Origin of the sequence: Massilia pinisoli (genome assembly GCF_024753285.1) — a bacterium.
Lineage (GTDB): Bacteria > Pseudomonadota > Gammaproteobacteria > Burkholderiales > Burkholderiaceae_D > Telluria > Telluria pinisoli.
Window position 1 is genome coordinate 1 of record NZ_JANUGW010000021.1, and the last position, 21,746, is coordinate 21,746.

General features: G+C 66.8%; 23 protein-coding genes. 6 read left to right on the top strand and 17 right to left on the bottom strand.

The features are described from left to right. Nucleotides 1–187 precede the first annotated feature (187 nt). From NX784_RS22520 to NX784_RS22535, 4 genes are all read left to right on the top strand, one after another. On the top strand, nt 188–1,546 hold the full coding sequence (locus NX784_RS22520; RefSeq protein ID WP_258818933.1) for an STAS domain-containing protein: 1,359 nt from the start codon (nt 188–190) through the stop codon (nt 1,544–1,546). 108 nt (nt 1,547–1,654) lie between these two features. After that, the gene (hslV, locus tag NX784_RS22525) at nt 1,655–2,191 is read left to right on the top strand and encodes an ATP-dependent protease subunit HslV (protein WP_166857747.1); all 537 of its coding nucleotides are present in this window, start codon (nt 1,655–1,657) and stop codon (nt 2,189–2,191) included. Between the two features lie 37 nt (nt 2,192–2,228). Continuing rightward, nucleotides 2,229–3,563 carry an ATP-dependent protease ATPase subunit HslU gene (gene hslU / locus NX784_RS22530; protein WP_258819030.1) on the top strand — a complete coding sequence of 445 codons (1,335 nt, stop codon included), beginning with the start codon at nt 2,229–2,231 and terminating at the stop codon, nt 3,561–3,563. A gap of 27 nt (nt 3,564–3,590) precedes the next feature. Then, nucleotides 3,591–3,788 (top strand): hypothetical protein, encoded by a 198-nt coding sequence (locus tag NX784_RS22535; protein WP_258818934.1) that lies wholly within the window; start codon nt 3,591–3,593, stop codon nt 3,786–3,788. A 13-nt stretch (nt 3,789–3,801) separates the two neighbouring features. Here NX784_RS22535 and NX784_RS22540 read toward each other — a convergent pair whose 3' ends face one another. Continuing rightward, nucleotides 3,802–4,197 (bottom strand): cupin domain-containing protein, encoded by a 396-nt coding sequence (locus NX784_RS22540; RefSeq protein ID WP_258818935.1) that lies wholly within the window; start codon nt 4,195–4,197, stop codon nt 3,802–3,804. 237 nt (nt 4,198–4,434) lie between these two features. On the opposite strand from NX784_RS22540, the gene NX784_RS22545 reads away from it, so the two are divergent. Next, complete coding sequence (locus NX784_RS22545; protein ID WP_258818936.1) at nt 4,435–5,166, top strand: helix-turn-helix domain-containing protein; 732 nt, start codon at nt 4,435–4,437, stop codon at nt 5,164–5,166. Between the two features lie 12 nt (nt 5,167–5,178). On the opposite strand, the gene NX784_RS22550 is transcribed toward NX784_RS22545, so the two are convergent. The 16 genes from NX784_RS22550 to gpmA form a co-directional block, all read right to left on the bottom strand. Continuing rightward, complete coding sequence (locus tag NX784_RS22550; RefSeq protein WP_258818937.1) at nt 5,179–5,892, bottom strand: type II secretion system protein N; 714 nt, start codon at nt 5,890–5,892, stop codon at nt 5,179–5,181. 11 nt (nt 5,893–5,903) lie between these two features. Then, nucleotides 5,904–7,124, bottom strand: a complete 1,221-nt coding sequence (gene gspF / locus NX784_RS22555; RefSeq protein WP_258818938.1) for a type II secretion system inner membrane protein GspF — start codon at nt 7,122–7,124, stop codon at nt 5,904–5,906. Nucleotides 7,125–7,127: 3 nt separating this feature from the next. Next, nucleotides 7,128–8,552, bottom strand: coding sequence for a type II secretion system ATPase GspE (gene gspE / locus NX784_RS22560; protein WP_258818939.1), 1,425 nt, complete (start codon nt 8,550–8,552; stop codon nt 7,128–7,130). Nucleotides 8,553–8,563: 11 nt separating this feature from the next. Then, entirely contained in the window at nt 8,564–10,897 is a 2,334-nt protein-coding gene (gene gspD / locus NX784_RS22565) for a type II secretion system secretin GspD (RefSeq protein WP_370662962.1), read from the bottom strand. Continuing rightward, entirely contained in the window at nt 10,894–11,667 is a 774-nt protein-coding gene (gene gspN / locus NX784_RS22570) for a type II secretion system protein N (protein ID WP_258818940.1), read from the bottom strand. Before gspN ends, gspD begins: the two co-directional genes overlap by 4 nt. Then, nucleotides 11,664–12,182, bottom strand: coding sequence for a type II secretion system protein M (locus NX784_RS22575; protein WP_258818941.1), 519 nt, complete (start codon nt 12,180–12,182; stop codon nt 11,664–11,666). Before NX784_RS22575 ends, gspN begins: the two co-directional genes overlap by 4 nt. Continuing rightward, nucleotides 12,179–13,390, bottom strand: a complete 1,212-nt coding sequence (gene gspL, locus NX784_RS22580) for a type II secretion system protein GspL (protein ID WP_258818942.1) — start codon at nt 13,388–13,390, stop codon at nt 12,179–12,181. Before gspL ends, NX784_RS22575 begins: the two co-directional genes overlap by 4 nt. 78 nt (nt 13,391–13,468) lie before the next feature. Then, a complete protein-coding gene (gene gspK, locus NX784_RS22585; RefSeq protein ID WP_258818943.1) occupies nt 13,469–14,461 on the bottom strand; it encodes a type II secretion system minor pseudopilin GspK in 993 nt (330 codons plus the stop codon). After that, nucleotides 14,458–15,171 carry a PulJ/GspJ family protein gene (locus NX784_RS22590; protein WP_258818944.1) on the bottom strand — a complete coding sequence of 238 codons (714 nt, stop codon included), beginning with the start codon at nt 15,169–15,171 and terminating at the stop codon, nt 14,458–14,460. The genes gspK and NX784_RS22590 overlap by 4 nt, the downstream gene beginning before the upstream one ends. Next, on the bottom strand, nt 15,168–15,566 hold the full coding sequence (gspI, locus tag NX784_RS22595) for a type II secretion system minor pseudopilin GspI (RefSeq protein ID WP_258818945.1): 399 nt from the start codon (nt 15,564–15,566) through the stop codon (nt 15,168–15,170). The genes NX784_RS22590 and gspI overlap by 4 nt, the downstream gene beginning before the upstream one ends. A gap of 6 nt (nt 15,567–15,572) precedes the next feature. Further along, a complete protein-coding gene (locus NX784_RS22600; RefSeq protein ID WP_258818946.1) occupies nt 15,573–16,073 on the bottom strand; it encodes a GspH/FimT family pseudopilin in 501 nt (166 codons plus the stop codon). A gap of 12 nt (nt 16,074–16,085) precedes the next feature. Then, nucleotides 16,086–16,541 (bottom strand): type II secretion system major pseudopilin GspG, encoded by a 456-nt coding sequence (gspG, locus tag NX784_RS22605; RefSeq protein WP_258818947.1) that lies wholly within the window; start codon nt 16,539–16,541, stop codon nt 16,086–16,088. 172 nt (nt 16,542–16,713) lie between these two features. Continuing rightward, entirely contained in the window at nt 16,714–17,475 is a 762-nt protein-coding gene (locus NX784_RS22610) for a HesA/MoeB/ThiF family protein (protein ID WP_258818948.1), read from the bottom strand. A 10-nt stretch (nt 17,476–17,485) separates the two neighbouring features. Continuing rightward, nucleotides 17,486–19,000, bottom strand: coding sequence for a S41 family peptidase (locus tag NX784_RS22615; protein ID WP_258818949.1), 1,515 nt, complete (start codon nt 18,998–19,000; stop codon nt 17,486–17,488). A 27-nt stretch (nt 19,001–19,027) separates the two neighbouring features. Next, a complete protein-coding gene (locus NX784_RS22620) occupies nt 19,028–20,485 on the bottom strand; it encodes a murein hydrolase activator EnvC family protein (protein ID WP_370662963.1) in 1,458 nt (485 codons plus the stop codon). Between the two features lie 15 nt (nt 20,486–20,500). Further along, nucleotides 20,501–21,247 (bottom strand): 2,3-diphosphoglycerate-dependent phosphoglycerate mutase, encoded by a 747-nt coding sequence (gene gpmA, locus NX784_RS22625; RefSeq protein ID WP_258818950.1) that lies wholly within the window; start codon nt 21,245–21,247, stop codon nt 20,501–20,503. 88 nt (nt 21,248–21,335) lie between these two features. Between gpmA and NX784_RS22630 the strand changes: the two genes are divergently transcribed. Then, nucleotides 21,336–21,740 carry a rhodanese-like domain-containing protein gene (locus tag NX784_RS22630; protein WP_258818951.1) on the top strand — a complete coding sequence of 135 codons (405 nt, stop codon included), beginning with the start codon at nt 21,336–21,338 and terminating at the stop codon, nt 21,738–21,740. Nucleotides 21,741–21,746 lie beyond the last annotated feature (6 nt).

Below are 21,746 nucleotides of genomic sequence, written 5' to 3' on the forward strand. Positions count from 1 at the left end.
TGGGCCCACGCTCCGGCCACCGTCGACCGGTGGTTTTGTGCGCACGAATTATTGCCTATCGGATACACTGGAGGGATCGCCGGCAACTTGACGCAACTCAGGCGTGCGCGCCATGTGATCCGCGCCGCCATGTTAATGTCTCGACCGGCACACGACCAGGCGCCGCTGCGCGGCACAGAAGGATGGGATGGGGCTCTTCGATTTCCTGAAGAAAAAAGACGATGCGCCACGCGCGGGCGCGGGCGTGCGCGCACGTCCGAACCCTGCCCTGGCGGCCGGCCCCGTCACGCGACTCGCGCTCGATACGGAAGCGGAACGCGAGCGGCAGCGTGAAATCGCCCGCGCCACGGCGGCGAAGATCGACGAGATCGAACTCGCGATGGCCTCCGACATCTTCGACGACGATGCGTGGAGCGGCAGCCGGCGCCCACCGGCCGCCGTGGCAGGCAGCGCCGCCACACCGCCGGCCGACCAGAACACCGACATGCTGCTCGGCCCGGACGACCTGCCCGACGCGGCCGTCGCGCCGTCCAGCACACCCGTCGTCGAGGAAGCGGCGATCCTGTACGCCAACGACCAGCTCGAAGCCGCCGCACTGCTGCTGCGCACGAGCCTGAAAGAACGGAACGGCGGCGCGGGCGAACGGCAGCCGTGGTGGATGCTGTTCGACCTGTACCAGATCCTCGGCCAGGAACATGAGTTCGAGAGCATCGCGATCGACTACGCCAGCCAGTTCGAGACGTCGCCGCCCACCTATCACCCGGTCGCGGCGGCGTCGCGCACACTGCTCGGGCCCGCGCTCGACAACCAGTTCGCCGGGGCGATCCCGACCGTGAGCCTGTCCGGCAACCTGGACGACGACACCCACACCCGTGTGCAACTCGCGCGCGCGCAGGCCGCTTCGGCCAGTCCGCTCGTGCGATTCGAATTCCAGGCCGTCGCACGCGTCACACCGCAAGGCTGCGCGCTATTGCTGGATGCGTTGCAGGCGCTGCGCAAGGCCGGGCGCGAACTCGTGCTGGCCGGCGCCGACCATCTCGTCGCCGTGCTGCGCCCGATGCTGGCCATCGGCGACCGCGGCCCCGGCGAGGCCCCCTGGCTGCTGCTGCTGGAACTGTTGCTGCTGACGAACCGCGAAAAGGATTTCGAGGAAACCGCGATGGATTACTGCGTCACCTTCGAAGTGTCGCCGCCGTCGTTCGAAGCGCCGCCGCACCTGGCCGTGAGCCTGGCCGCGGCGAGTCCGGTCGCGGCCGCCGCCACCGCGAGCGACCGCTTCCTGCTGCCGGCCTTCGTCCGAGGCGACTGTGCCACCCTGCTGGCCGCCATCGCCGACCACGCGACGCGCCACCCGACACTCGTGCTGGACGGCTCACGGCTCGCCCGCATCGATTACACGGCCGCCAACGCGCTGGCCGGGCATCTGCGCGCCATGGCGGCGGACGATCGCGACATCGTCCTGCGTGACCTGAACCACCCCGTCGCCGCCCTGCTGCGGCTGCTGGGCGCCGGCGAGCGGGTGCGGCTGTACGCGCACAAGTACTGACGTCGGCCCGGCAGGTGCCGCGTGCACATTGATCGTTGGATATGATCCAGTCTTGCAATTTGATTTGACATCCCCACTTGCGATGAGCAGATCAACCACGAGGCAAATATGGAACAATTTCACGGCACGACGATCCTGAGCGTACGGCGCGGCAACCAGGTCGCGCTCGGTGGCGACGGCCAAGTCACCCTGGGTAACGTCGTCATGAAGGGCTCCGCGCGCAAGGTGCGCAAGCTCTACCAGAACAAGGTGCTGTGCGGCTTTGCCGGCGGCACGGCCGATGCGTTTACGCTGCTCGACCGCTTCGAAGCGAAACTGGAAAAACACCAGGGCAACCTGCTGCGCGCCTCCGTCGAACTGGCCAAGGACTGGCGCACCGATCGCGTGCTGCGCCGCCTGGAAGCGATGCTGCTGGTGGCCGACCGCGAAAAGACCCTGATCATCACCGGCAACGGCGACGTGCTCGAACCCGAGGACGGCATCGGCGCCATCGGCTCGGGCGGCGTCTATGCCCAGTCCGCGGCCAAGGCCCTGCAGGAAAACACGGATCTGGCACCGGCCGACGTCGTCAAGAAAGCGCTGACCATCGCAGGCGAGCTGTGCATCTACACGAATATGTCGCACATCATCGAGACGCTGGAATAACCGCGTCTCCCGCACGAAAGCACTCATGACCACGCATATGAACATGACTCCGTCCGAAATCGTCTCGGAACTCGACAAGCACGTCGTCGGCCAGGGCAAGGCCAAGCGCGCCGTGGCGATCGCGCTGCGCAACCGCTGGCGCCGCCAGCAGGTCGAGGAACCGCTGCGCCACGAGATCACCCCGAAGAACATCCTCATGATCGGCCCGACGGGCGTCGGCAAGACCGAGATCGCGCGCCGCCTGGCGAAGCTCGCCGACGCGCCGTTCATCAAGATCGAAGCGACCAAGTTCACGGAAGTCGGCTATGTCGGCCGCGACGTCGACACGATCATCCGCGACCTGATCGACATCGGCGTCAAGCAGACCCGCGCCAGCGAAATGAAGAAGGTGCGCCAGCGCGCCGAGGACGCCGCCGAAGACCGCGTCATCGACATCCTCGTGCCGCCCGCGCGCGACTTCGGCTTCAACGTCAGCAACGACAGCAAGGACGGTGGCGACGCCACGCGCCAGACGTTCCGCAAGCGCCTGCGCGAAGGCGCGCTCGACGACAAGGAAGTCGAGATCGACGTGGCGGAAGCGTCTCCCCAGATGGAAATCATGGCGCCGCCCGGCATGGAAGAGATGACGGAGCAGATCAAGTCGATGTTCGCCGGCGTCGGCGGTGGCCGCAAGAAGCCCCGCAAGATGAAGGTGAAGGAGGCGATGAAGCTGCTCGTCGACGAGGAAGCCGCCAAGCTCATCAACGAAGACGAGATGAAGCAGAAGGCGATCGCGAACGTCGAGCAGAACGGCATCGTGTTCCTGGACGAGGTCGACAAGATCGCGTCGCGTTCGGAGCACGGCGGCGCCGACGTCTCGCGCGCGGGCGTGCAGCGCGACCTGCTGCCGCTCGTCGAAGGCACGACGGTGAACACGAAGTACGGCATGATCAAGACGGACCACATCCTGTTCATCGCCTCGGGCGCGTTCCACCTGTCGAAGCCGTCGGACCTGATCCCCGAGCTGCAGGGCCGCTTCCCCATCCGCGTCGAACTGGAATCGCTGTCGATCGGCGATTTCAAGAGCATCCTGACGTCGACGGACGCGAGCCTCACCAAGCAGTACGAGGCCCTGCTGGCGACGGAAGGCGTCAAGCTGGAATTCGCCGACGACGGCATCCACCGCCTCGCCGAGATCGCCTATTCCGTCAACGAACGTACCGAGAACATCGGCGCGCGCCGCTTGTACACGGTGATGGAAAAGCTGCTCGAAGAGATCTCGTACTCGGCCACCGACAAGTCGGGCGAGGCGCTCGTCATCGACGCGGCCTACGTCAACGAGCGGCTCGATGCGCTGGCGGTCAACGAAGACCTGTCGCGCTACGTGCTGTAACCCGGGCGCGCGTAACAGGAGGCGGCGGTGGCGAACAAGGCATTGGCAACCCGGCAGAAGATGCGGCTGCGTGTCGAACCGACGCCGCCGCTTAAACCGCGCAACCCGTTTGCGGGCTTCGCCAAGGCGCGCGTGGCCGGGGCGCATGAGAAACCCGCGGCCAGCGAACGGCTGGCCGCCAAGCGTGCGCTCAAGAAGGTCAAGCTGGAGCCGGACGAGGAATGACGTATTCCGGCGGCTATTTGACCGGTGTGATCAGCGGCTTGCCTTTCTCGACGAAATAGGTGGCGATGCCTGCCCCGGCCCCCGAGCCGGGGTTCCTGGCCGCGTGCACCGTACCGGCCGGGATGAACACGGATTGACCCGCCTTGAGCAGGACGGGCGCTTGACCGTCGGGCAGGTACTCGAGCGTGCCCTCGACGACATACAGCACTTCGTCACCCGGATGCGTATGCCGCGGCACGCCGTGGCCGGGGTCGACCTCCACGCGCACCTCGACGACTTCGCGCCCCGGCACCGCGGTGTCATGCCGCAGCAGATCGGTACGCCGCACCCCGGCCACCTGCGCCCACAGGGCCGCGCCCGGCAACGCCAGGGCGAGCAGGAACAGCGCTTTCACGGTTGAGCTTGCCATATTCCCTCCTTCAGCGATCCACGAGATAACGGTTGGACACCGGCGCGCCGGCGAATGTCCCTCCGCGTGCGCCTGAACTGATACGTATCATCACACGAACCGTGCTCATCGGGCGGTGCCCGTTCGACGCGCGCGACTGTCGTGATGTGGACTCGACATTTCTTGAACTGGCCCCGCTTCTTCTGTACATTCGTGAGCGCCGAGTTGACGAACGAAAACAGGGAAACGACGACACCCATGAGCTCCCCCGACATGCTGCTGGACGTCCTGCGCGCCGAACTGCGCGCGGCCGGGATCACCTACAAAATGCTGGCCGACCGCATCGCGATGAGCGAATCGAGCATCAAGCGCATGTTCGGCCAGAAGGACATGACCTTGTCGCGCATGGCCCAGATCTGCCAGGCGGCCGGCATCGCAATGGAAGACGTGCTGCGGCGCGCGGCCGATGCGCGCCCGCAGGCCGACACGTTGACCCTGGTCCAGGAAAACGCGCTGGTCGCCAATCCGCGCCTGCTGCTCGTCGCCATCTGCTGCCTGGGCCACTGGAGCCTGGAGCAGATGGTCGAAACCTATCGCTTGACGGAACCCGAGTGCATCGGCTTGCTGGTGGAACTCGACCGGCTCGGCGTGATCGAACTGAAGCCGCTGAACCGCTACACGCTGCGGGTGTCGAACGCCTTCCGCTGGCTGCCGGACGGGCCGGTGCAGCGCTTTTTCCGCGCGCACGTCGTCGAGGATTATTTCGCCGGCCCCTTCGACGGTGCCGGCGAAACGCTGATGTGCCTGCCCGCGCGCCTGTCGCACGCGAGTGCGGCCGAGCTGTCGGAAAAGATCCACCAGCTGGCCGCGGAATTGGCGCGCATGCACCGCAACGACCGCCGGCTGCCGCCGCGGGAACGCGACGGTTTTACCTTGCTGGTGGGTTTTCGATCGTGGGAATTTTCAGCGTTCACGGCGCTGCGGCGCTGACGCCCGGCCCGCTTACTGCGTGGTCTGCATGCCGGCCGGGTTATCGGTCGTGCGGGTCTGGGGCGGCATCGGGACCTGATGCGGCGGCGGATTGATCGGGTTCGGATTCGCGGGCGGCGGGTTGTCGCGCGCGCCCATATCGCCCGGATTCGTCATCGACGGCTGTGCCGGGACGGCACCCGGTGCCATCGTCGGGTCGGGAGCGGCCGCATTCACCTGCGTAGGCGGCATCGCCGGGGCGGTCGTGATCGGCTGAGGCTGCGGGAAATTCGGCTGCGCAATGGGCGGCGGCGCGCCCGGCGCACCGGCGGGGCCTCCCATCGGCGCCGCGGCTTTGGCATCCGTGGCCAGGTCGACGCGCTTCATGACGCCGCCGTCGGACAGCATCACGTAGCGCGGATGCACCTCGGCCAGCGTGATGCCCGGTGCCACTTCCTTGCCCACCTTCAGCGCCTTGGCGGGCGAGCCTTCGGCGACGATGATCGCCACGCTGTCGCGCCCGTCCGCGACGACACCCGTCAACTGGTAATTGGTGGCCGCCGCGGCGACCTGGCCGCCGAACAGGGTGGCCGCCGCGTCGATAGCCGGGTCCGGCATCGTTGTCTGCGGCACGGCCGCCAGCGGACGCTGCTGCGGATGGTACAGCTGCATGATCCAGTACGCGAGCGACGCCGCCAGCAGGATCACGCCGAGCAGGCTCAGAAGTAAAGGCAAACGCTTGTTCATCAGTGTCCTTATCAGCGGACCAATTGGTTGATTTCAATGATCGGCATCAGCACGGCCAGCACGATCAGCAGCACGACGAGGCCCATCGCGAGGATCAGCACCGGCTCCAGCAGGCCGGCGATGGTCAGCGTGCGCCGTTCGAGGTCGGCCTGCTGCGAATTCGACGCCCGTTCCAGCATCGCGGGCAGCTCGCCCGTGATCTCGCCCGCGCGGATCATGTGCACGAGCATGGGCGGGAACAGCTTTTGCGCCGACAGCGCGCGCGCCAGACTCACGCCTTCACGCACGCTGGCCGTCGCCTCCTCCACGAGTTCCTTCATCGCCACGTTCGACAGCGTGTCGCGGCTCGTCTCGAGCGCGCGCAGGATGGGCACGCCGGAACCGGTCGTGATCGCCAGCGTGCTGGCGAAACGGGTCGTGTTCAGGCTGCGCTCGAACTTGCCGTACACGGGCGCGTTCAGCAGCCACGTGTGCCAGCTGCGCTTGAGCACGGGGTTCTGCAGCGCACGGCGCCACGCGAACCAGGCCGCGATCATGATCAATGCGACATAGATCCCGTAGGCGCGCGTAAAGTTCGACACGCCGAGCATGAGGATCGTCAGGAACGGCAGCTTCTGCTTCGTGTTGGCGAACACGGACACGATCTGCGGCACGACGTACGTCAGCAGGAAGATGACGATCGCGAACGCGACGACGGTCACGATCGCGGGATACGTGAACGCGAGGCGCACCCGCTGGACGAGCGCGTTGCGGCGTTCGATGTAGTCCGCGAGGCGCGACAGCACGCGCGACAGCTGGCCGATCTGCTCGCCCGATGCGACGAGGGCGCGGTAGATCTCCGCGAAGTCGCGCGGATGGCGCGACAGCGCGCTGGAGAACGAGGCGCCGCCCATCACTTCCGAGCGGATCGACGCGATCAGGTCGCGCACGTAGGCGCGCTCGGCCTGTTCCAGCAGCGCCGTGAACGCTTGCTCGAGCGGCAGGCCCGCTTCCAGCAGGCTCGCGAGCTGGCGCGTGAACAGCGCGAGCTCGACCTGTGACAGGCGCTCGCCGAAGCCGCGCGCGCGTGCCACGCCGCTCTCGTCGAGCTGGGCCGCGATGGCTTCGACGGTCAGCGGCGTCAAGCCCTGCAGGCGCAGGTCGGCGCGCGCGGCACGGGGGCTGTCGGCGTTCAGGACGCCCTTGCGGGTGATGCCGCCGGCGTCGACGGCTTCATAGCGGAAGGCGGGCATCGATCAATCCACCTTCGTGACGCGCAGCAGTTCGGCTTCCGTCGTGATGCCTTCCCGCACCCACCGCTGGCCATCGTCGTGCATGGTCTTCATGCCGGACTTCAGCGCGGCATGGCGGATCTCGGCCTCGGCCGCCTGGTTGTGGATCTGCGAACGGATCTGTTCAGTCGTCTCGAGCAGTTCGTACACGCCCACGCGGCCGTGGTAACCCGTGTGGCCGCAGCGGTCGCAGCCGACGGCCACCCACTGCCCGCCTTCCTGGCGCTTGCAGTAGGAGCACAGCTTGCGCACGAGGCGCTGCGCCATCACGCCCAGCAGCGACGACGACAGCAGGAACGGTTCGATGCCCATATCCAGCAGGCGCGTGACGGCCGACGCGGCGTCGTTCGTGTGCAAGGTGGCCAGCACGAGGTGGCCCGTCAGCGAAGCCTGCACAGCGATCTGGGCCGTTTCGAGGTCGCGGATCTCGCCGATCATGATGACGTCCGGGTCCTGGCGCAGGATCGCGCGCAGGGCTTTACCAAAGGTCATGTCGATGCGGGCGTTCACCTGCGTCTGGCCGATGCCTGGCAAGTCGTATTCGATCGGGTCTTCCACCGTCATGATGTTGGTGGTGGTCGAATTCAGGCGCGACAGCGAGGCGTACAGCGTGGTCGTCTTACCGGAACCGGTGGGGCCCGTGACGAGCACGATGCCGTGCGGCTGGTTGATCAGCTTGTCGAACTGCGGCAGCATCTGCTCACTCATGCCGAGGTGGCTGAGGTCGAGGCGCCCCGCTTCCTTGTCGAGCAGACGCAGCACGGCGCGCTCGCCGTGGCCGGTCGGCAGGGTCGAGACACGCACGTCGACGGGCTTGCCGCCGATGCGTAGTGTGATGCGGCCGTCCTGCGGCAGGCGTTTTTCCGCGATGTCGAGCTGCGACATGATCTTGATACGCGAGATCAGCGATGCGTGGATCGCCTTGCGCGGACGCACGATGTCGCGCAGCGCGCCGTCGATGCGGAAGCGCACGACGGACGTCTGCTCGAACGGTTCGATGTGGATGTCGGACGCGCCTTCGCGCAGCGATTGCGTCAGCAGCGCATTGATCATGCGGATGACGGGGGCGTCGTCCGACGATTCCAGCAGGTCTTCGATCGCCGGCACGTCCTGCAGCAGCTTCGTGAGGTCGAGGTCGGCATCGAACTCGTCCGCGACCTGCGACGCGTCGCCGCCGGCCGACTGGTACGCGGCGGCGATGGCCGATTCCAGTTCCGCGCGTTCCATCCGCCGCAGCGTGATACGCCCGAAGCGGCGCGAGACCTCGGCGATGGCCGCCGGCTTGGTCGCGTTCGAGACCAGCACTTCGACGGCTTGCGACGGGTCGCCGTTGGAACGCGCCAGCACGCCGTAATCGCGTGCGAATGCGTAGGGCAACAAGTTATTCATCGTCTGTCGGCTCAGGGTTGCACGGGTTGCGCTGGTTGCGCGGGTTGCACCGGGCGGAATTCGGGCACGGCCTGCTGGGCAGGCGCCTGCGGCCTCGTCTGCGGCTGCGTCGGTCCCGTCGCCGCGCCCGGGCGCGCCGTCATGGGTGCCGGCGGCGGCATCGTGGCCATCAGGCCGCCCGCGGACGGCTGGCCATTGGTCAGCTTGGGCAGCAACGGCGCGCCGAGGTTCTTCAGCAGCACGGTGTCGTCGGCCGGCTGCGCCATCTCGCCGGCGGCGTGCATGTATTCGTAGCGGTCCATTGAAATGCTGTCGTTCTGCTCCTTGCTGCGCACCACCACCGGACGGAGGAACACCATCAGGTTGCGCTTGTTACGGTTGCGCTTGCGGTACTTGAACAGGTTGCCCAGGATGGGTATGTCACCCAGGCCACGCACCTTTTCGTTGCTATCGTCTTCAGCGTCCGAAATCAGGCCGCCCAGCACGATGATCTGGCCATTGTCGGCCAGGACATTGCTTTCGATGGCGCGGACCGTCGTGATGATGCCGCCGGAGTTCGTGGTCGTCGTGTCGATGCCCGAATTCTCATGGTAGATCGACAGCTTGATGGTACCGCCTTCTGAAATCTGCGGGCGCACCTTCAGCAGCAGGCCCACGTCCTTGCGGTCGACCGTCTGGAACGGATTGCTCGCGCCGCTCGCGCCCGTCGTGAAGGAACCGGTGATGATCGGGATGTTCTGGCCGACCTTGATCGTGGCCAGTTCGTTGTCCAGCGTGATCATGTTCGGCGTCGACAGGATGTTCGCGTTGCCCGTGCTTTCCAGCGCATGCGCGATGGCGCCCAGGCCCAGCTCGCCGTTGACCTGCTTGAACAGGCCGATCGACAGGCCGGTCGGGTTCGGGAGCTGCCCGCCGCCGGCGCTGGCGCTGGACGAGCTGCCTGTGACGCCCGTCGCCGCGGCCAGCGCGAGGTTGACGAGGTTGTTGGCGGTGCCGCCCACGCTGAACGACTGCAGGCCGCCCACACGATAGGCGCTGTTGTTGTTGCCGGTCAGGCCCACCCATTGCACGCCGAACTCGGACGCGTCGCTCGACGTGACCTCGACCACCAGCGCCTCGATGTAGACCTGGGCGCGGCGCACGTCGAGCTGGTCGATGACGGAGCGCAGGTTGCGGTACACGGCATCGGGTGCCGTGATGATGAGGCTGTTGGTCGACGCGTCGGCCTGGATGAAGCCCGAGCCCTGGCCGCCGGCGCCGCCAGCCGTGGACTGACCCTGCTGCGCGAACGTGTTGCTCGTGCCGCCCAAGCCCGTGCTGCCCTGCTGGCCTTGCTGGCCGAGGCCGCCGGCGCCGGTGCCGCCCGTGTTCGTCGACTGGATCGAACCGCCGGCCGTGCCCTGCTGCTGCGTGCCGACGGCCGACGTGTCCTGCGAGACGACGGCGCGCAAGGTCTGCGCCACCTTGGTGGCGTCCGCGTTCTTCAGGTAGACCACGTGGATGTTGCCGAGTTCCGTCGTCGGCTGGTCGAGCTTGGCGATCAGGTTCTTCGCCATGTTCGCGCGCGCCGGCGATGGCGCGCGCACGATCACCGCATTGGTCCGCGGATCGGCCAGCACTGTGACGCGGCCCGCGTCGCCGCCGGCGGCAGGTTCCATCAGGCGCGTGACGAGCGTGGCCACGTCGCTGGCGATGCCGTTGCGGATCGGGACCACGTCGAGGTCGCCGGTGGACGGCGCGTCGAGGGCGGCGATGATCTTCGACAGGCGGCGCAGGTTGTCGGCGTAATCCGTGATCACGAGGCTGTTGTTGCCCGGATCGGCCATGATCGAGTTGTTGGGCGAGATCAGCGGACGCAGCACGGCCGTCAGGTTCGCGGCCGACTCATGCTGCAAGCGGTAGACCTGCGTGGCGATCTGGTCGCCTTTCACCTTCGAGCCGCCGGTGCCCACCTGCGTGGGCGACGATTGCAGCTTCGCTTCCGCTTCCGGCACCACTTTCGCGTAGCCGTCGCCGGTGACGACCGCATAGCCCTGCAGGCGCAGCGCAGAGGTCAGCAGCGAAAATGCCTGGGCCTTCGTCAGCGTCCTTTCCGACACGAGCGTCAGCGTGCCTTTCACGCGCGGGTCGATGATGAAGGTCATCCCCGTGTAGTGGCCGACCGCCTTGATCACGGATTCCATGTCGGCGTTGACGAAGTTGAGCGCGGCGCCGCCGCCCTCCTGGGCGTAGGCAAACGACGGCAGGACGCTTGTTCCGACGGTACAGCACAGCACGGCGCCGGCCACGATACGGCGCAGTGCCGGAAATTGCTTTTTGCTGCGGAGTTGGTTTGTTTTCATCATCTGAACTCTAACGCGATTATGTTCTTGCCGTTCACCATACGCCGTTGCCCCAGCAGGTTGAGCAGGTTGCCCAGCGTGTCTTCGTACTTGTCGGCCGCCGCTGCCTGTCCCGAGAAACGCAGGCGACCATTTTCTAATGCTCCACTACCCGACAACAAAAGCGCCCCGGTCACCGTGCGCAGCACGACGTCGGCCCGCTGGCCGTGCCAGTCCATCGCCATCTCGTAAGTACCAAGCGGTTTGATCGGGCTCATGCGCGACCCCATGTCGGTCAGCGACAGCACCGTGCGTCCGCTCACCGCCACCGTATTGCCCTGGCGCGCGATGTCCAGCAGGTTCCAGGACAGCTTGATCGCGCCCGTGAGCGCGAGGGTGTTCAGCGGCGCGCCCAGCCCGGCCAGGCCATCCGCCGGCAGCAGCAGCTGGCCGGCGCTGACCTGCCACTGCGACCAGCTGCCGCTGACGTGCACGGGCTGCGCCAGTGCCTGGTCGTTGGCCAGGTCCATGCTGACGTCGCCGAGCAGCACCAGCGGCGACAGGCGCCACGAAAAACGTCCGGGCAACAGCGGCGTGACGGCACCGCCTTCGCCCGGCGCGCCGCCCACAAAGGCTGAGCCGCGCCAAAGCGTACCCTGCGCATCCCCCAGAGTCAAACGGCCACCGGTCTGGCGTTCGACCATCGGGCCGAGCCAGGCGGCGGGCAGGAACGCGAACACGGTGACGATCACTGCCAGTGTCGGCAGCACGATCCAGGCGAGCGCGCGCTTCATTGGCCGCTGCCGGTGTTCTGGCGCAGCGTCAGGCTGGCGTCGACCTGGCCCGCGGCGGGCAGCGCCGTCACGGCGGCGTCCTGCACGAGCACGCGGTTGGCGCGACGTTGCTCGTCCAGCCATGCGGCCAGGTTGGCGAACGCGACGTTATTCAACTGCACCTTGATGTACTCGCCTTCCACCGACAACGATTGCGGATTCAGGCCGCGCCCCGACAGGCTGCTGCTGATGCCCTCGCGCGTGAGCGGCGCGACCTGCGTTTCCGTCGTCTGGGCGAGCGTCGCGGCTTGCACGGCCATGGCTTTCAGTTCGGCCTCCTGCTGGTGCAGTTGCGGCAGCGTCCGGCGCAGTTGCGCGCGGCCCTCGAGCGCCGGATCGACGAACAGCAGGTACAGCAGCGCGGCCAGCACGACGGCGCCGCCGGCCGCCAGGAAGCGGCGTTCCTGCTCGGTGCGCGCGAGCCACAGCGCCGTGGCGCGCTCGCGGTACTGGGCGAAGGTGGTGGCGATGCTCATGGTTTGGCTCCCGTGCTGCGGATGACCCAGTTGCCCGGCTTGGTTTCCTCCAGGGTGAGCCGGCGCGTGGCCAGGGCCGTGCGCAACTGCCCCGTCAAGCCGGGGTCGACCGATTCCGGTTTGACTTTGACGGTCAACGCGCGTTCGCGGTACTCGATTGATGCAATCCCAACCGGCCGGCCGAGCGCGCGTGTCGCTTCGCCCAGCGCCGACGCCAGGTACGTGAATTCGTCGGGCGCGACCTCGCCCGTGTTGGCGCGCGCGCGGGCGATGTGCTGGCGCATCTGCAGCACCGGATCGAGGATCGTCGTCTCGCGCGGGTACACGTTGCGGTAGGTCTGCGTCATCGACTGGCGGACCGTCGTCGCTTCGCTGCGCAGGCGCAGCCAGTCGACGTTCAGGCCGATCAGGTTGACGGCGATGACCAGCGCGGCGAGCGCGATCGGCCAGCGCCAGCGGCGCCAGTCGCGCGCGGGGCTGCCCGCCGCACCGAGACCGCTGACGAGGTCCAGCGCGGTGGTCTTGGAGCCGGCGATCCAGTGCACCCAGTCGTCCGCTTCGAGCGTGATGCCGGGGCCGGCGTCCTGCGCGAGCGCCTGGTATTCGCCCAGCTGGGCGGGCGGCACGTACAGCACGAGCGGCGCGTCGCCGCTGAAGGTGCGCGCCGTCTGCAGCACGACGGCCGGCGTCGCCTCGAGCGCGAGGCCGAAGCCCTGGAACAGGCTCTGGCGCAACGTCAGTTCGACACCGGAAATCGCGGCCGCGACACTGCCCGGCTGCAAAGGCAGGCACAGCTGCGCGGGCACGGCGGTGACGGCGCGCGCGCCCTGGACCAGCAGGCTACGGACGAGAGCTTCCAGCCAGTCGCGGTCGGCGACGGCGATGGGGCGCGTGCCGTCGGGCTGCTCGGGCGCGGCCACGAGCACGGCGTCCGCCGGGTCGCCCAGGATGTGTTCTTCGACGAGGCCCGGCAGCGCGGCCTTCAGGCGCGCGCCGGACAGCGGCGGCGCCTGCACGGACAGCAGGCTGACGTCGGCGGCGGCCAGCAGCAGCACGATGCGGCGGCTCGTGCCGACCAGGTCGCCCAGGTTGCGCAGCGGCCCTTCGCCGTGCTGGTCGATCATGCCGCCATCGGTGACGAGGGCGAAGCGGCACAGCGCGTGTTCCCCTTCGGCGCGCGCTGGATGCCGGATATAAAGTGTGCTCAAACTGTCTCGCTTTCTCGATCTCTTGTTGGTCGTTTTAACATGCCCTGCGCTATCCCTCGAGACTTCTTTTCGAATTCTTCAATACTGCTGGCGGATCCAAACCACTTTCGGGCCACCACCCGGGGCCTGCTCGGGCGCACGGTGGATCAGTGCCTGCGCGTCCAGCGCGGCGCGGTCCAGGCGGATGCGCGTGTCGACGAGGAACCAGTCGCTTCTCACGTCGTAGGTTCTGTCCTTCAGCCCACGGGTTGAGCCGTGGACCTCGTCCGAGAAGTAATTCACCCCGCGCCACGCCGCCTGCTTGCGCCGCACGATCAGCGTCTTCGCTTCCGACACCGACATGTCGGGCACGACGGCAGCCAGCACCTCCGCAGGCGCCGTATTCACGTTCACGGGCGTATTATGTTCCGGCAACACCGTCACGAACGGCCGCAGCCGCTCGATGATCGCCGGCGTCACGCCCTGCACCGCCAACAGGTCTTCCACTTGCAGAATCTTCACCGGCGCTCCGGTCACGGGCGTGGCTTGCGTGTCGTTCGCCGGATCGGGAGGTTCGGTCCCGACCGGCATGCCGGCCGCCACGAAAGCCGCGACGCGGCGCGCGAGTCCGGAATCGAGCTGCACGTTGCGCAACAGGCGTCCGAAGATCACGACCTGGTCCTCGTCCGGATGACCCTTGCTCTTCCCCAGGTTGCGCAAATTGTAACGCGAGCACGCGTCCGTAATGTCGCCGGACAGGCTCGCGTCGAAATTCTCGCCCTCGACGCGCTCGCGCTCGATGTACTGGTCGAGGCGTGTCTCCGCCAGCGGCGTCGCCCACACCTGGTCGAGCGACGTGTACTGATTGTGGTCGATGCCGTCCTGGAACAGGACCAGCGTGGCCCAGTCGAGCGCGCCGCGCAGGATCCACTTGGTCTGCAAATGCAGGCGCTGGTTTTCCATCGAGCGCACCTGCACCTGCTGCTGCCAGAACAGGCTGGCGACGATGGAGATGGCCAGCGTCGTGAGCAGCAGCGCCGTGATCACGGCCACGCCGCGTTCGCGCCAGGGCCTGACGTTGCGCACGCTCATGGCTCCCCCAGCAGGAAGGATTTGACGAGGGGCGCCGGCAGGCTCGGCGCCTGCAGCGCGACCTGCAAGCCGGTCGGGTCGTTGTTCGCCCGTGCCGCCGCCTGTGCGATCTGCTCGGGCGTCAGCGGCCCGGGCGTCTGGGGTGTCTCGGGCGGCGGGCTCTGCGCCGTACCGGCCGTGTTCGCACCGGGATCGACGCCGCCTTGGCGCCACGTGTTGTTGACCCACGTCGCGACCTGCATCCCCGTCACGCCGGCCTGCAGGGCCACGGCCGGGTTGGTGTCGGCGTCGCCGGTGACGGCCTGCCACAACGCGTCGAGCTGGACGAGGTCGCGCGTCGCCTGCGATTCGCGCCGGATCAAGGTGCCGTTGACGATGCGATAGGCGACCACCTGCAGGCGCGCCGGCTGGTTTTCCGTGAACACTTCGCGCACGAGCGTGAAGCGGTCGACGCCGATGAGGAGATACGGCCGCTGGTCGATGATGTCGCGCTGGACGATGTGTTCGCAGTCGCTCTGCATCTGGGCGAAGGCCAGCTGCATGCCGCGCGTCGTTTCCATCTGCTGCGTGAGGGCCACGCGCGCGCGCACGATGCCGTCCAGCCCGCGCCAGCCGAGCACGGCGACGATGGCCAGGATGCTGATCGCGACGAGCAGCTCCACCAGCGTGAAGCCGTGCAGCCGGTTTTGGTGGCGGATACGGGTCGTCATCGCCACGGCTTCAACACGAGTTGCACCAGCTTGACGATGCGCCGGTTGGGATTGGCGATGTCGAACACGGACACTTCGACGCGGCGCAGACGCGGATTCGGGCTGGCGATGACTTCTTCCTGGCAGACGAGGTGCAGGTCGCCCTGCGGGCAGTCGAAGCTGTGCTTGCCGACCTCGGGAAATTCCTTGCCCAGGCGGATTTGCACGAGCCGGTTCTCGGCCGACCAGGTGGCCATCATCGACGCGCGCAGGCCGCTGCTGTTGGCCGTCAGGCTGCCGACGGCGCGCAGGCCGGCCCCCAGCGCCGTGCCCACGATGACGAGGGCCACGAGCACTTCCAGCAGCGTGAAACCGCGTTGCCGGTTCGGGATTCGCATGCGCGTCGGGGTCGTCATGGCGTGCTATTCCACCGTGAAATGGCCGACGCCATCGGCCCGGATCGCGACGTGGTCACTGCCGCTGGCGAGCGTGAGCACGAACGGCTTGTCGACGGGTTCGCTGCCGAACGTGATGCGCAGCGGATTGAGCGTGCCGGCACTGGTCGGGTCGAGCAACAAGGTCACCGGCGCGTTCTTGAAGTCGCGCTCGCGCAGCAGGTCGTCGTTCACGATCGGCGCCCAGCGCGTCTCCGTGCGTACGATGAAGTGGTAGCGCTCGGGCGTGGCTTCGAACGCGACGAGGCGGTTGCGCACGATGGCTTCGTCACGCGCAAGCTGCAGCAGCAGCGCGATGCGCTGCGCCTCCTTCTGCAGGTCCTGGTGCGGGCTCGGAATGGCGTTGAGGCTGGCCAGCCCCAGCGTGATGCCGATGATGACCATCACGACCATGATCTCCACCAGAGTGAAGCCGCCGTGGGCCGGCGCACGAGGCCGGCGCGGCAGGCCGCGCGCGCGCGTGGTCATCGGATGTCGGTGTTATTTGTTGTCCCAGGAGCCGACGTCGGCATCCTCGCCGGTACCGCCCGGCTGGCCGTCCGCACCGAGCGAGAACACGTCGACTTCGCCATGCAGGCCCGGCGACAGGTACTGGTAAGGCGTGCCCCACGGATCCTTCGGCAGCTTGTCGATGTAGCCGCCTTCCTTCCAGCCGTTGGCCGGCGGGCCGCTGGTCGGCTTCTGCACGAGCGCCTGCAGGCCCTGCTCCGTGGTCGGATAGCGCTGGTTGTCGAGCTTGTACAGCTTCAGGGCCGACATCAGCGTGGAGATGTCCACGCGGGCCGCGGCCACGCGCGACTCGCCCGTACGACCCAGCAGCTTGGGCACGACGAGCGCGCCCAGGATGCCGATGATGACCACGACGACCATGATTTCGACGAGGGTGAAACCACCCTGGCGGCGCTGCCCTGCGAAACGATGCTTGAAGTTCTGCATATGTATGATGAGTGTGGTCGGAAAAACAGTATAAGGCCGAACGTCTTCGGGCGATGCCAAAACTCGTTCGGAAAATTTCCCAAATGGTCCGGAAAATTTTCCAATTGTAAGTTAGGCAGCACCAAATGACACCTTTAACGACGCTTAAGGCAAGGCGCGCGCGTCCGGCGACTCATTTTACGCCGGGGCGTCCCGCGCAAACAGGGCAGCAAGGGTTGCGCGCCACGCCGATTTCCGTCCATTCCATGTTGCGTCCGTCCAGCATCTGCAGCCGGCCAGCCAGCGAGCGGCCGCTGCCGGCCAGCAGCTTCAGCGCCTCGGCCGCCTGCATGGCGCCGATGATGCCCACCAGCGGCGCGAACACGCCCATGGCGCTGCACGCGACCTCTTCGAACTTGCCATCCTCCGGGAACAGACAGGCATAGCAGGGCGAAGCGGGGTCTCGCACGTCGTAGACCGAGATCTGCCCGTCGAAACGGATCGCGGCGCCCGCGACGAGCGGGACGCCGGCGGCAACGCAGGCACGATTGACGGCATGGCGCGTGGCGAAGTTGTCGCTGCAGTCGAGTACGACATCGGAATCCCGGACGAGTTCCGCCAGACGCGCGGCATCGGCGCGTTCGCGCAAGGCGACGACGTCGACGTCGGGATTGATCTGGTGGAGGGCTTCGCGTCCGGACTCGACCTTGGGCTGGCCCACGCGCGCCGTCGTGTGCATCACCTGGCGCTGCAGATTCGTGAGGTCGACGGTGTCGTCGTCGACGAGGGTCAGGCGCCCGACGCCACCGGCGGCGAGATACAGCGCGGCCGGCGAGCCGAGGCCGCCGGCGCCGATCACGAGCACGCGCGCGCGCAGCAGGCGTTCCTGGCCTTCGATGCCGATCTCGTCGAGCAGGATATGGCGCGAATAGCGCAGCAGCTGCTGGTCGTTCATCGCCAGCACATCATTTCTTCGGCGCGGGCGTCTTGGACTCGAGGGCCGGCGGCTTGGCGCCATCCTTGATCTCGGCCGGTTTCGGCTCCTGGCCCGGCAGGCTGGCCGGTGCAGGCTTGTCCTCGTCCGGGTCGGCCTTGGCCAGCTGCACCTTCAAGCCCTTGAAGTGATTCAGCGCCTGCGCCAGCTGGAAGTCGTCCTTGCCGCCGAATTCCACCGGCTTGGCGTTCTTCAGCGCGGCGACGGTGAACTGCTCTTCCTCGAGTTCGTCGCGACGCTTCGCGTTGGCGCTCTTGCCGTCCACCGCGTCGTTCGCCAGGTGACGGTCGAGGTCGGCCTCGCGCACGCGCACGGCGTTCAGGCCGTCGCCATCCGGCGTCTCGTCGACCTTCAGGTCCGGCACGATGCCCAGCGCCTGGATCGAGCGGCCTTTCGGCGTGAAGTAGCGTGCGATCGTCAGCTTGACGGCCGTGTCGGGCGTGAGCTGGCGGAGATCCTGCACGGAACCCTTGCCGAACGTCTGGCTGCCCATCACGATGGCGCGCTTGTAGTCCTGCAGGGCACCCGCGACGATTTCCGACGCCGACGCCGAGCCCGTGTTGACGAGCACGATCATCGGCACGGTCTTCAGCGCGGCCGGCAATTTGGCGAGCGGATCGGCGCCCGGCTTGACGGCATAGAACTCGCGCCGGCCGTAATACGTGACGTTCGACGTGGCCATCTGCCCCTTCGTCGACACGATCACGTCGTTCGCCGGCAGGAAGGCGGCAGAGACGCCGATCGCGCTCGGCAGCAGGCCGCCCGGATCGTTCCTCAGGTCCAGCACGAGACCCTTGATGTTCGGATTGTGCGCGTACAAGTCCTTCAGCTTGCCCGCGACCTCGTCGACGGTCTCTTCCTGGAACTGGTTGATGCGCAGCCACGCGTAGCCGGGCTCGATCACCTTCGCCTTGACGCTGGCCACGTGGATTTCCTCGCGCTCGACGGGCACGACCCACGGCGTGTCGGCGCCGCGGCGGGCGATGGTCAGCATGACCTTGCTGTGCGGTTCGCCGCGCATGCGCTTGATGGCGTCGTCCAGCGACAGGCCTTTGACGGGCACGTTGTCGATGCGGGTGATGAGGTCGCCGGCCTTGATGCCGGCGCGATAGGCGGGCGACTCGTCGATGGGCGAGACGATCTTGACGTAGCCGTCTTCCATCGCGATCTCGATGCCGAGGCCGACGAAGCGGCCCTGCACCTCTTCGCGTAATTCGGTCAGGTCCTTCTGGTCCAGGTAGACGGAATGCGGGTCGAGCGAATTCACCATGCCGGCGATGGCGTCCGACAACAGCTTCTTGTCGTCGACCTTCTCGACATAATCGCTCTTGATGAGGGCATACACGTCGGCCAGCTGGCGCAGCTCGTCGAGCGGCAGCGGCGTGTCGCCGCCTTTCTGCGCCAGCGCCGAGTACTGGACGGAGGCGGCCACGCCGGCCACCATGCCAAGGCCGATCAGACCGAGGTTCTTGAGTTTCTTGCCCATGCTAGTTCCTGGATTGTGCTTCCGGACTCAGAACCTGATCCAGCCGGAGGGATCGAATGCTTTTCCGAGATGCCTGAGCTCGAAGTATAGCCCCGATTCCTCGTTACCGCCGGTATTCCCGGCACTGGCGATGACGTCGCCCGGCTTGACGGCGTCGCCGGCCTGCTTCATCAGCGTCTGGTTGTTGCCGTAGATCGACAGGTACTCGCCGCCATGGTTGATGATGATCAAATTGCCATAGCCGCGCATCCAGTTGGCGAACACGACACGACCCGCCGCGATGGCATGCACGTCCGTGCCTTCCGGCGCCTTGATGAACATGCCGCGCCACGTCGGCCCGTCGCCGCGCTTGGCGCCGAAGCGGGCCACGACCTTGCCGGCGATCGGCGCCGGCAGGCGGCCGCGCAGGCTTTCGAACGCGCCACTGGGCAGGTCGGCCGCGAGCGCGGTGTCGGCGCTGCGTTGCGGGGCTTTTTGCGGCGGTTCCTCGGCCACCTGCGTCTCTTCGGGCTCCGGTTTCGGCGGCGGCAACGGCTTGACCGGCTTGCCGGTCTTGGCCGCTTCCTTGGCGGCTTCGCGCGCCAGGCGTTCGCGCTCTTCGCGCAGCGCCTTCGCGCGCGCCAGCGCCCGTTCGTGCGCCTCGGCGGCCGCTTTCGCGCGGGCGGCGGCCAGTTCCTGCTGGCGCTTGCGCTCGGCCGCCGCGGCGATTTCCTGTTCGCGGATCAAACGGGTCAGGCGGTCGACGAGACCGCTCATGCGCTGCTCGTCCTGCTCCAGGCGGCTCGCCTGCTTGCGCTGGTCCGTCAGCTTGCTCGACAGATTCGCCAGCAACGTGGCCCGCTTGGCCTTTTCCTTCTCGAGCAGCGCCTTCTGGCCCTTCTGCTCTTGTGCAATTTCTTCCAGCTCGTCCTGGGCGTTCTGCGTCTCGGCGTGGTTCGCCTCGACGGCTGCCAGGTTGGCTCGCAATGCATTCAACAGCTTGGCTTGCGCCTGCGACACGTACGCCATCATCTGCAGGTCACGGTTGATGCGGTTCGGATTGTCGCCCGACAGCAGCAGCTTGATGCGGTCCTCGTTGCCGGCGACATAATGTTCGCGCAACAGCCTGGCCAGCTGGCCTTTCTGGGCCGCGATGACGTTGCCCAGGCGCGCCTCTTCGGCCGCGAGGTCCTTCAGCTTGGCATTGGTGGTGGACTGCTCGTCGGCCAGTTCGCGCAGGGAACGGTTGGCGTCGGAGATCGCCTCTTCGGAATCCGCCAGTTCGTCGGCGGCGTCCTCTTTTTCGCTCTCCGTGCGGCTGATGTCCTTCTTGAGCGCATTGAGTTTTTGCTGGATCCCGGCACGCGCGGCCTCGGCCGCGGCCTTCTCCTTGCTGCGCGTGGTCTGGCGCGGCGCCGCCTGCGCGCCGCCGAAGGCAAACACGCATGCGAGCAGACCGCACAACAACTTGCCGCGAACGGACGGGCCCGCGGACTTGGACTTCACGAAGGACAACAAGACTTACTTCGCCTTCCCTTGGTTGGCCACGGCGGCCATGGCGGCCGCGATCGCTGCCTGGTCGCCCAGGTAGTAGTGGCGGATCGGCTTCAGATCGGCGTCGAGCTCGTACACCAGCGGCGTGCCGTTCGGGATGTTCAGACCCACGATGTCGGCGTCGCTGATGTTGTCCAGCATCTTGATCACGGCGCGCAGGCTGTTGCCGTGGGCCGAGATCAGGATCTGCTTGCCGGCGCGGATGGCCGGTGCGATTTCTTGGTCCCAGGCCGGCATCACGCGGGCGACCGTGTCCTTCAGGCATTCGGTCAGGGGGATCTGTGCCTTGTCGAGGCCGGCGTAGCGCGGATCGTCGAACGACGTGCGCGGGTCGTTGGCTTCCAGCGCAGGCGGCGGCGTGTCGTAGCTGCGGCGCCAGACCAGCACCTGCTCGTCGCCGAACTTGGCGGCCGTCTCGCCCTTGTCCAGGCCCTGCAGGGCGCCGTAGTGACGCTCGTTCAAGCGCCAGTTGTTCTTGACCGGCAGCCACATCATGTCCATCTCGTCCATCGCCAGCCACAGCGTGCGGATCGCGCGCTTCAGGACCGACGTGTAGGCGAGGTCGAACGTGAAGCCGGCTTCCTTCAACAGGCGGCCGGCCAGCTTGGCTTCGTTGACGCCTTTGTCGGTCAGGTCGACATCGGTCCAGCCGGTGAAACGGTTCTCGAGGTTCCAGGTGGACTCGCCGTGGCGCATGAATACGATTTTGTACATAGGTGCTTTATAGAAAAAAGTGAGCAGGAAATACCGAACCGACTTCTATTTTATAATGCGATGATTCAGTTCAACCAACGGAAACTTCGTGAAATTCATCATTGACCATCTCATTACTGTTGCGATCGCGGTTCTGTCGGGGGGCGCGCTGCTGTGGTTGTCGCTGGCGCCCCGTGGCCGCCAAGCCTCGCCGCTGCAGGCCACCCAGATGATCAACCGCGGCAAGTCCACCGCCGTGATCGATGTGCGCACCGCCGATGCATTTGCCGTCGGGCATCTGCGCGACGCCAAACACATTCCGCTGGCAGACTTGGGCAATCGCTCCGGCGAGCTCGACAAATCGAAAATCAAGACCATCATCGTCATCGATCAGGACGGCAAAGACGCCGACAAAGCGGCGCGCCAGTTGAAAGCGGCAGGGTTCGAAGATATCTATGGCCTGGAAGGCGGTATCGCGGCCTGGACGGCTGCCGGCCTGCCCTTGATCAAATAATTGGAA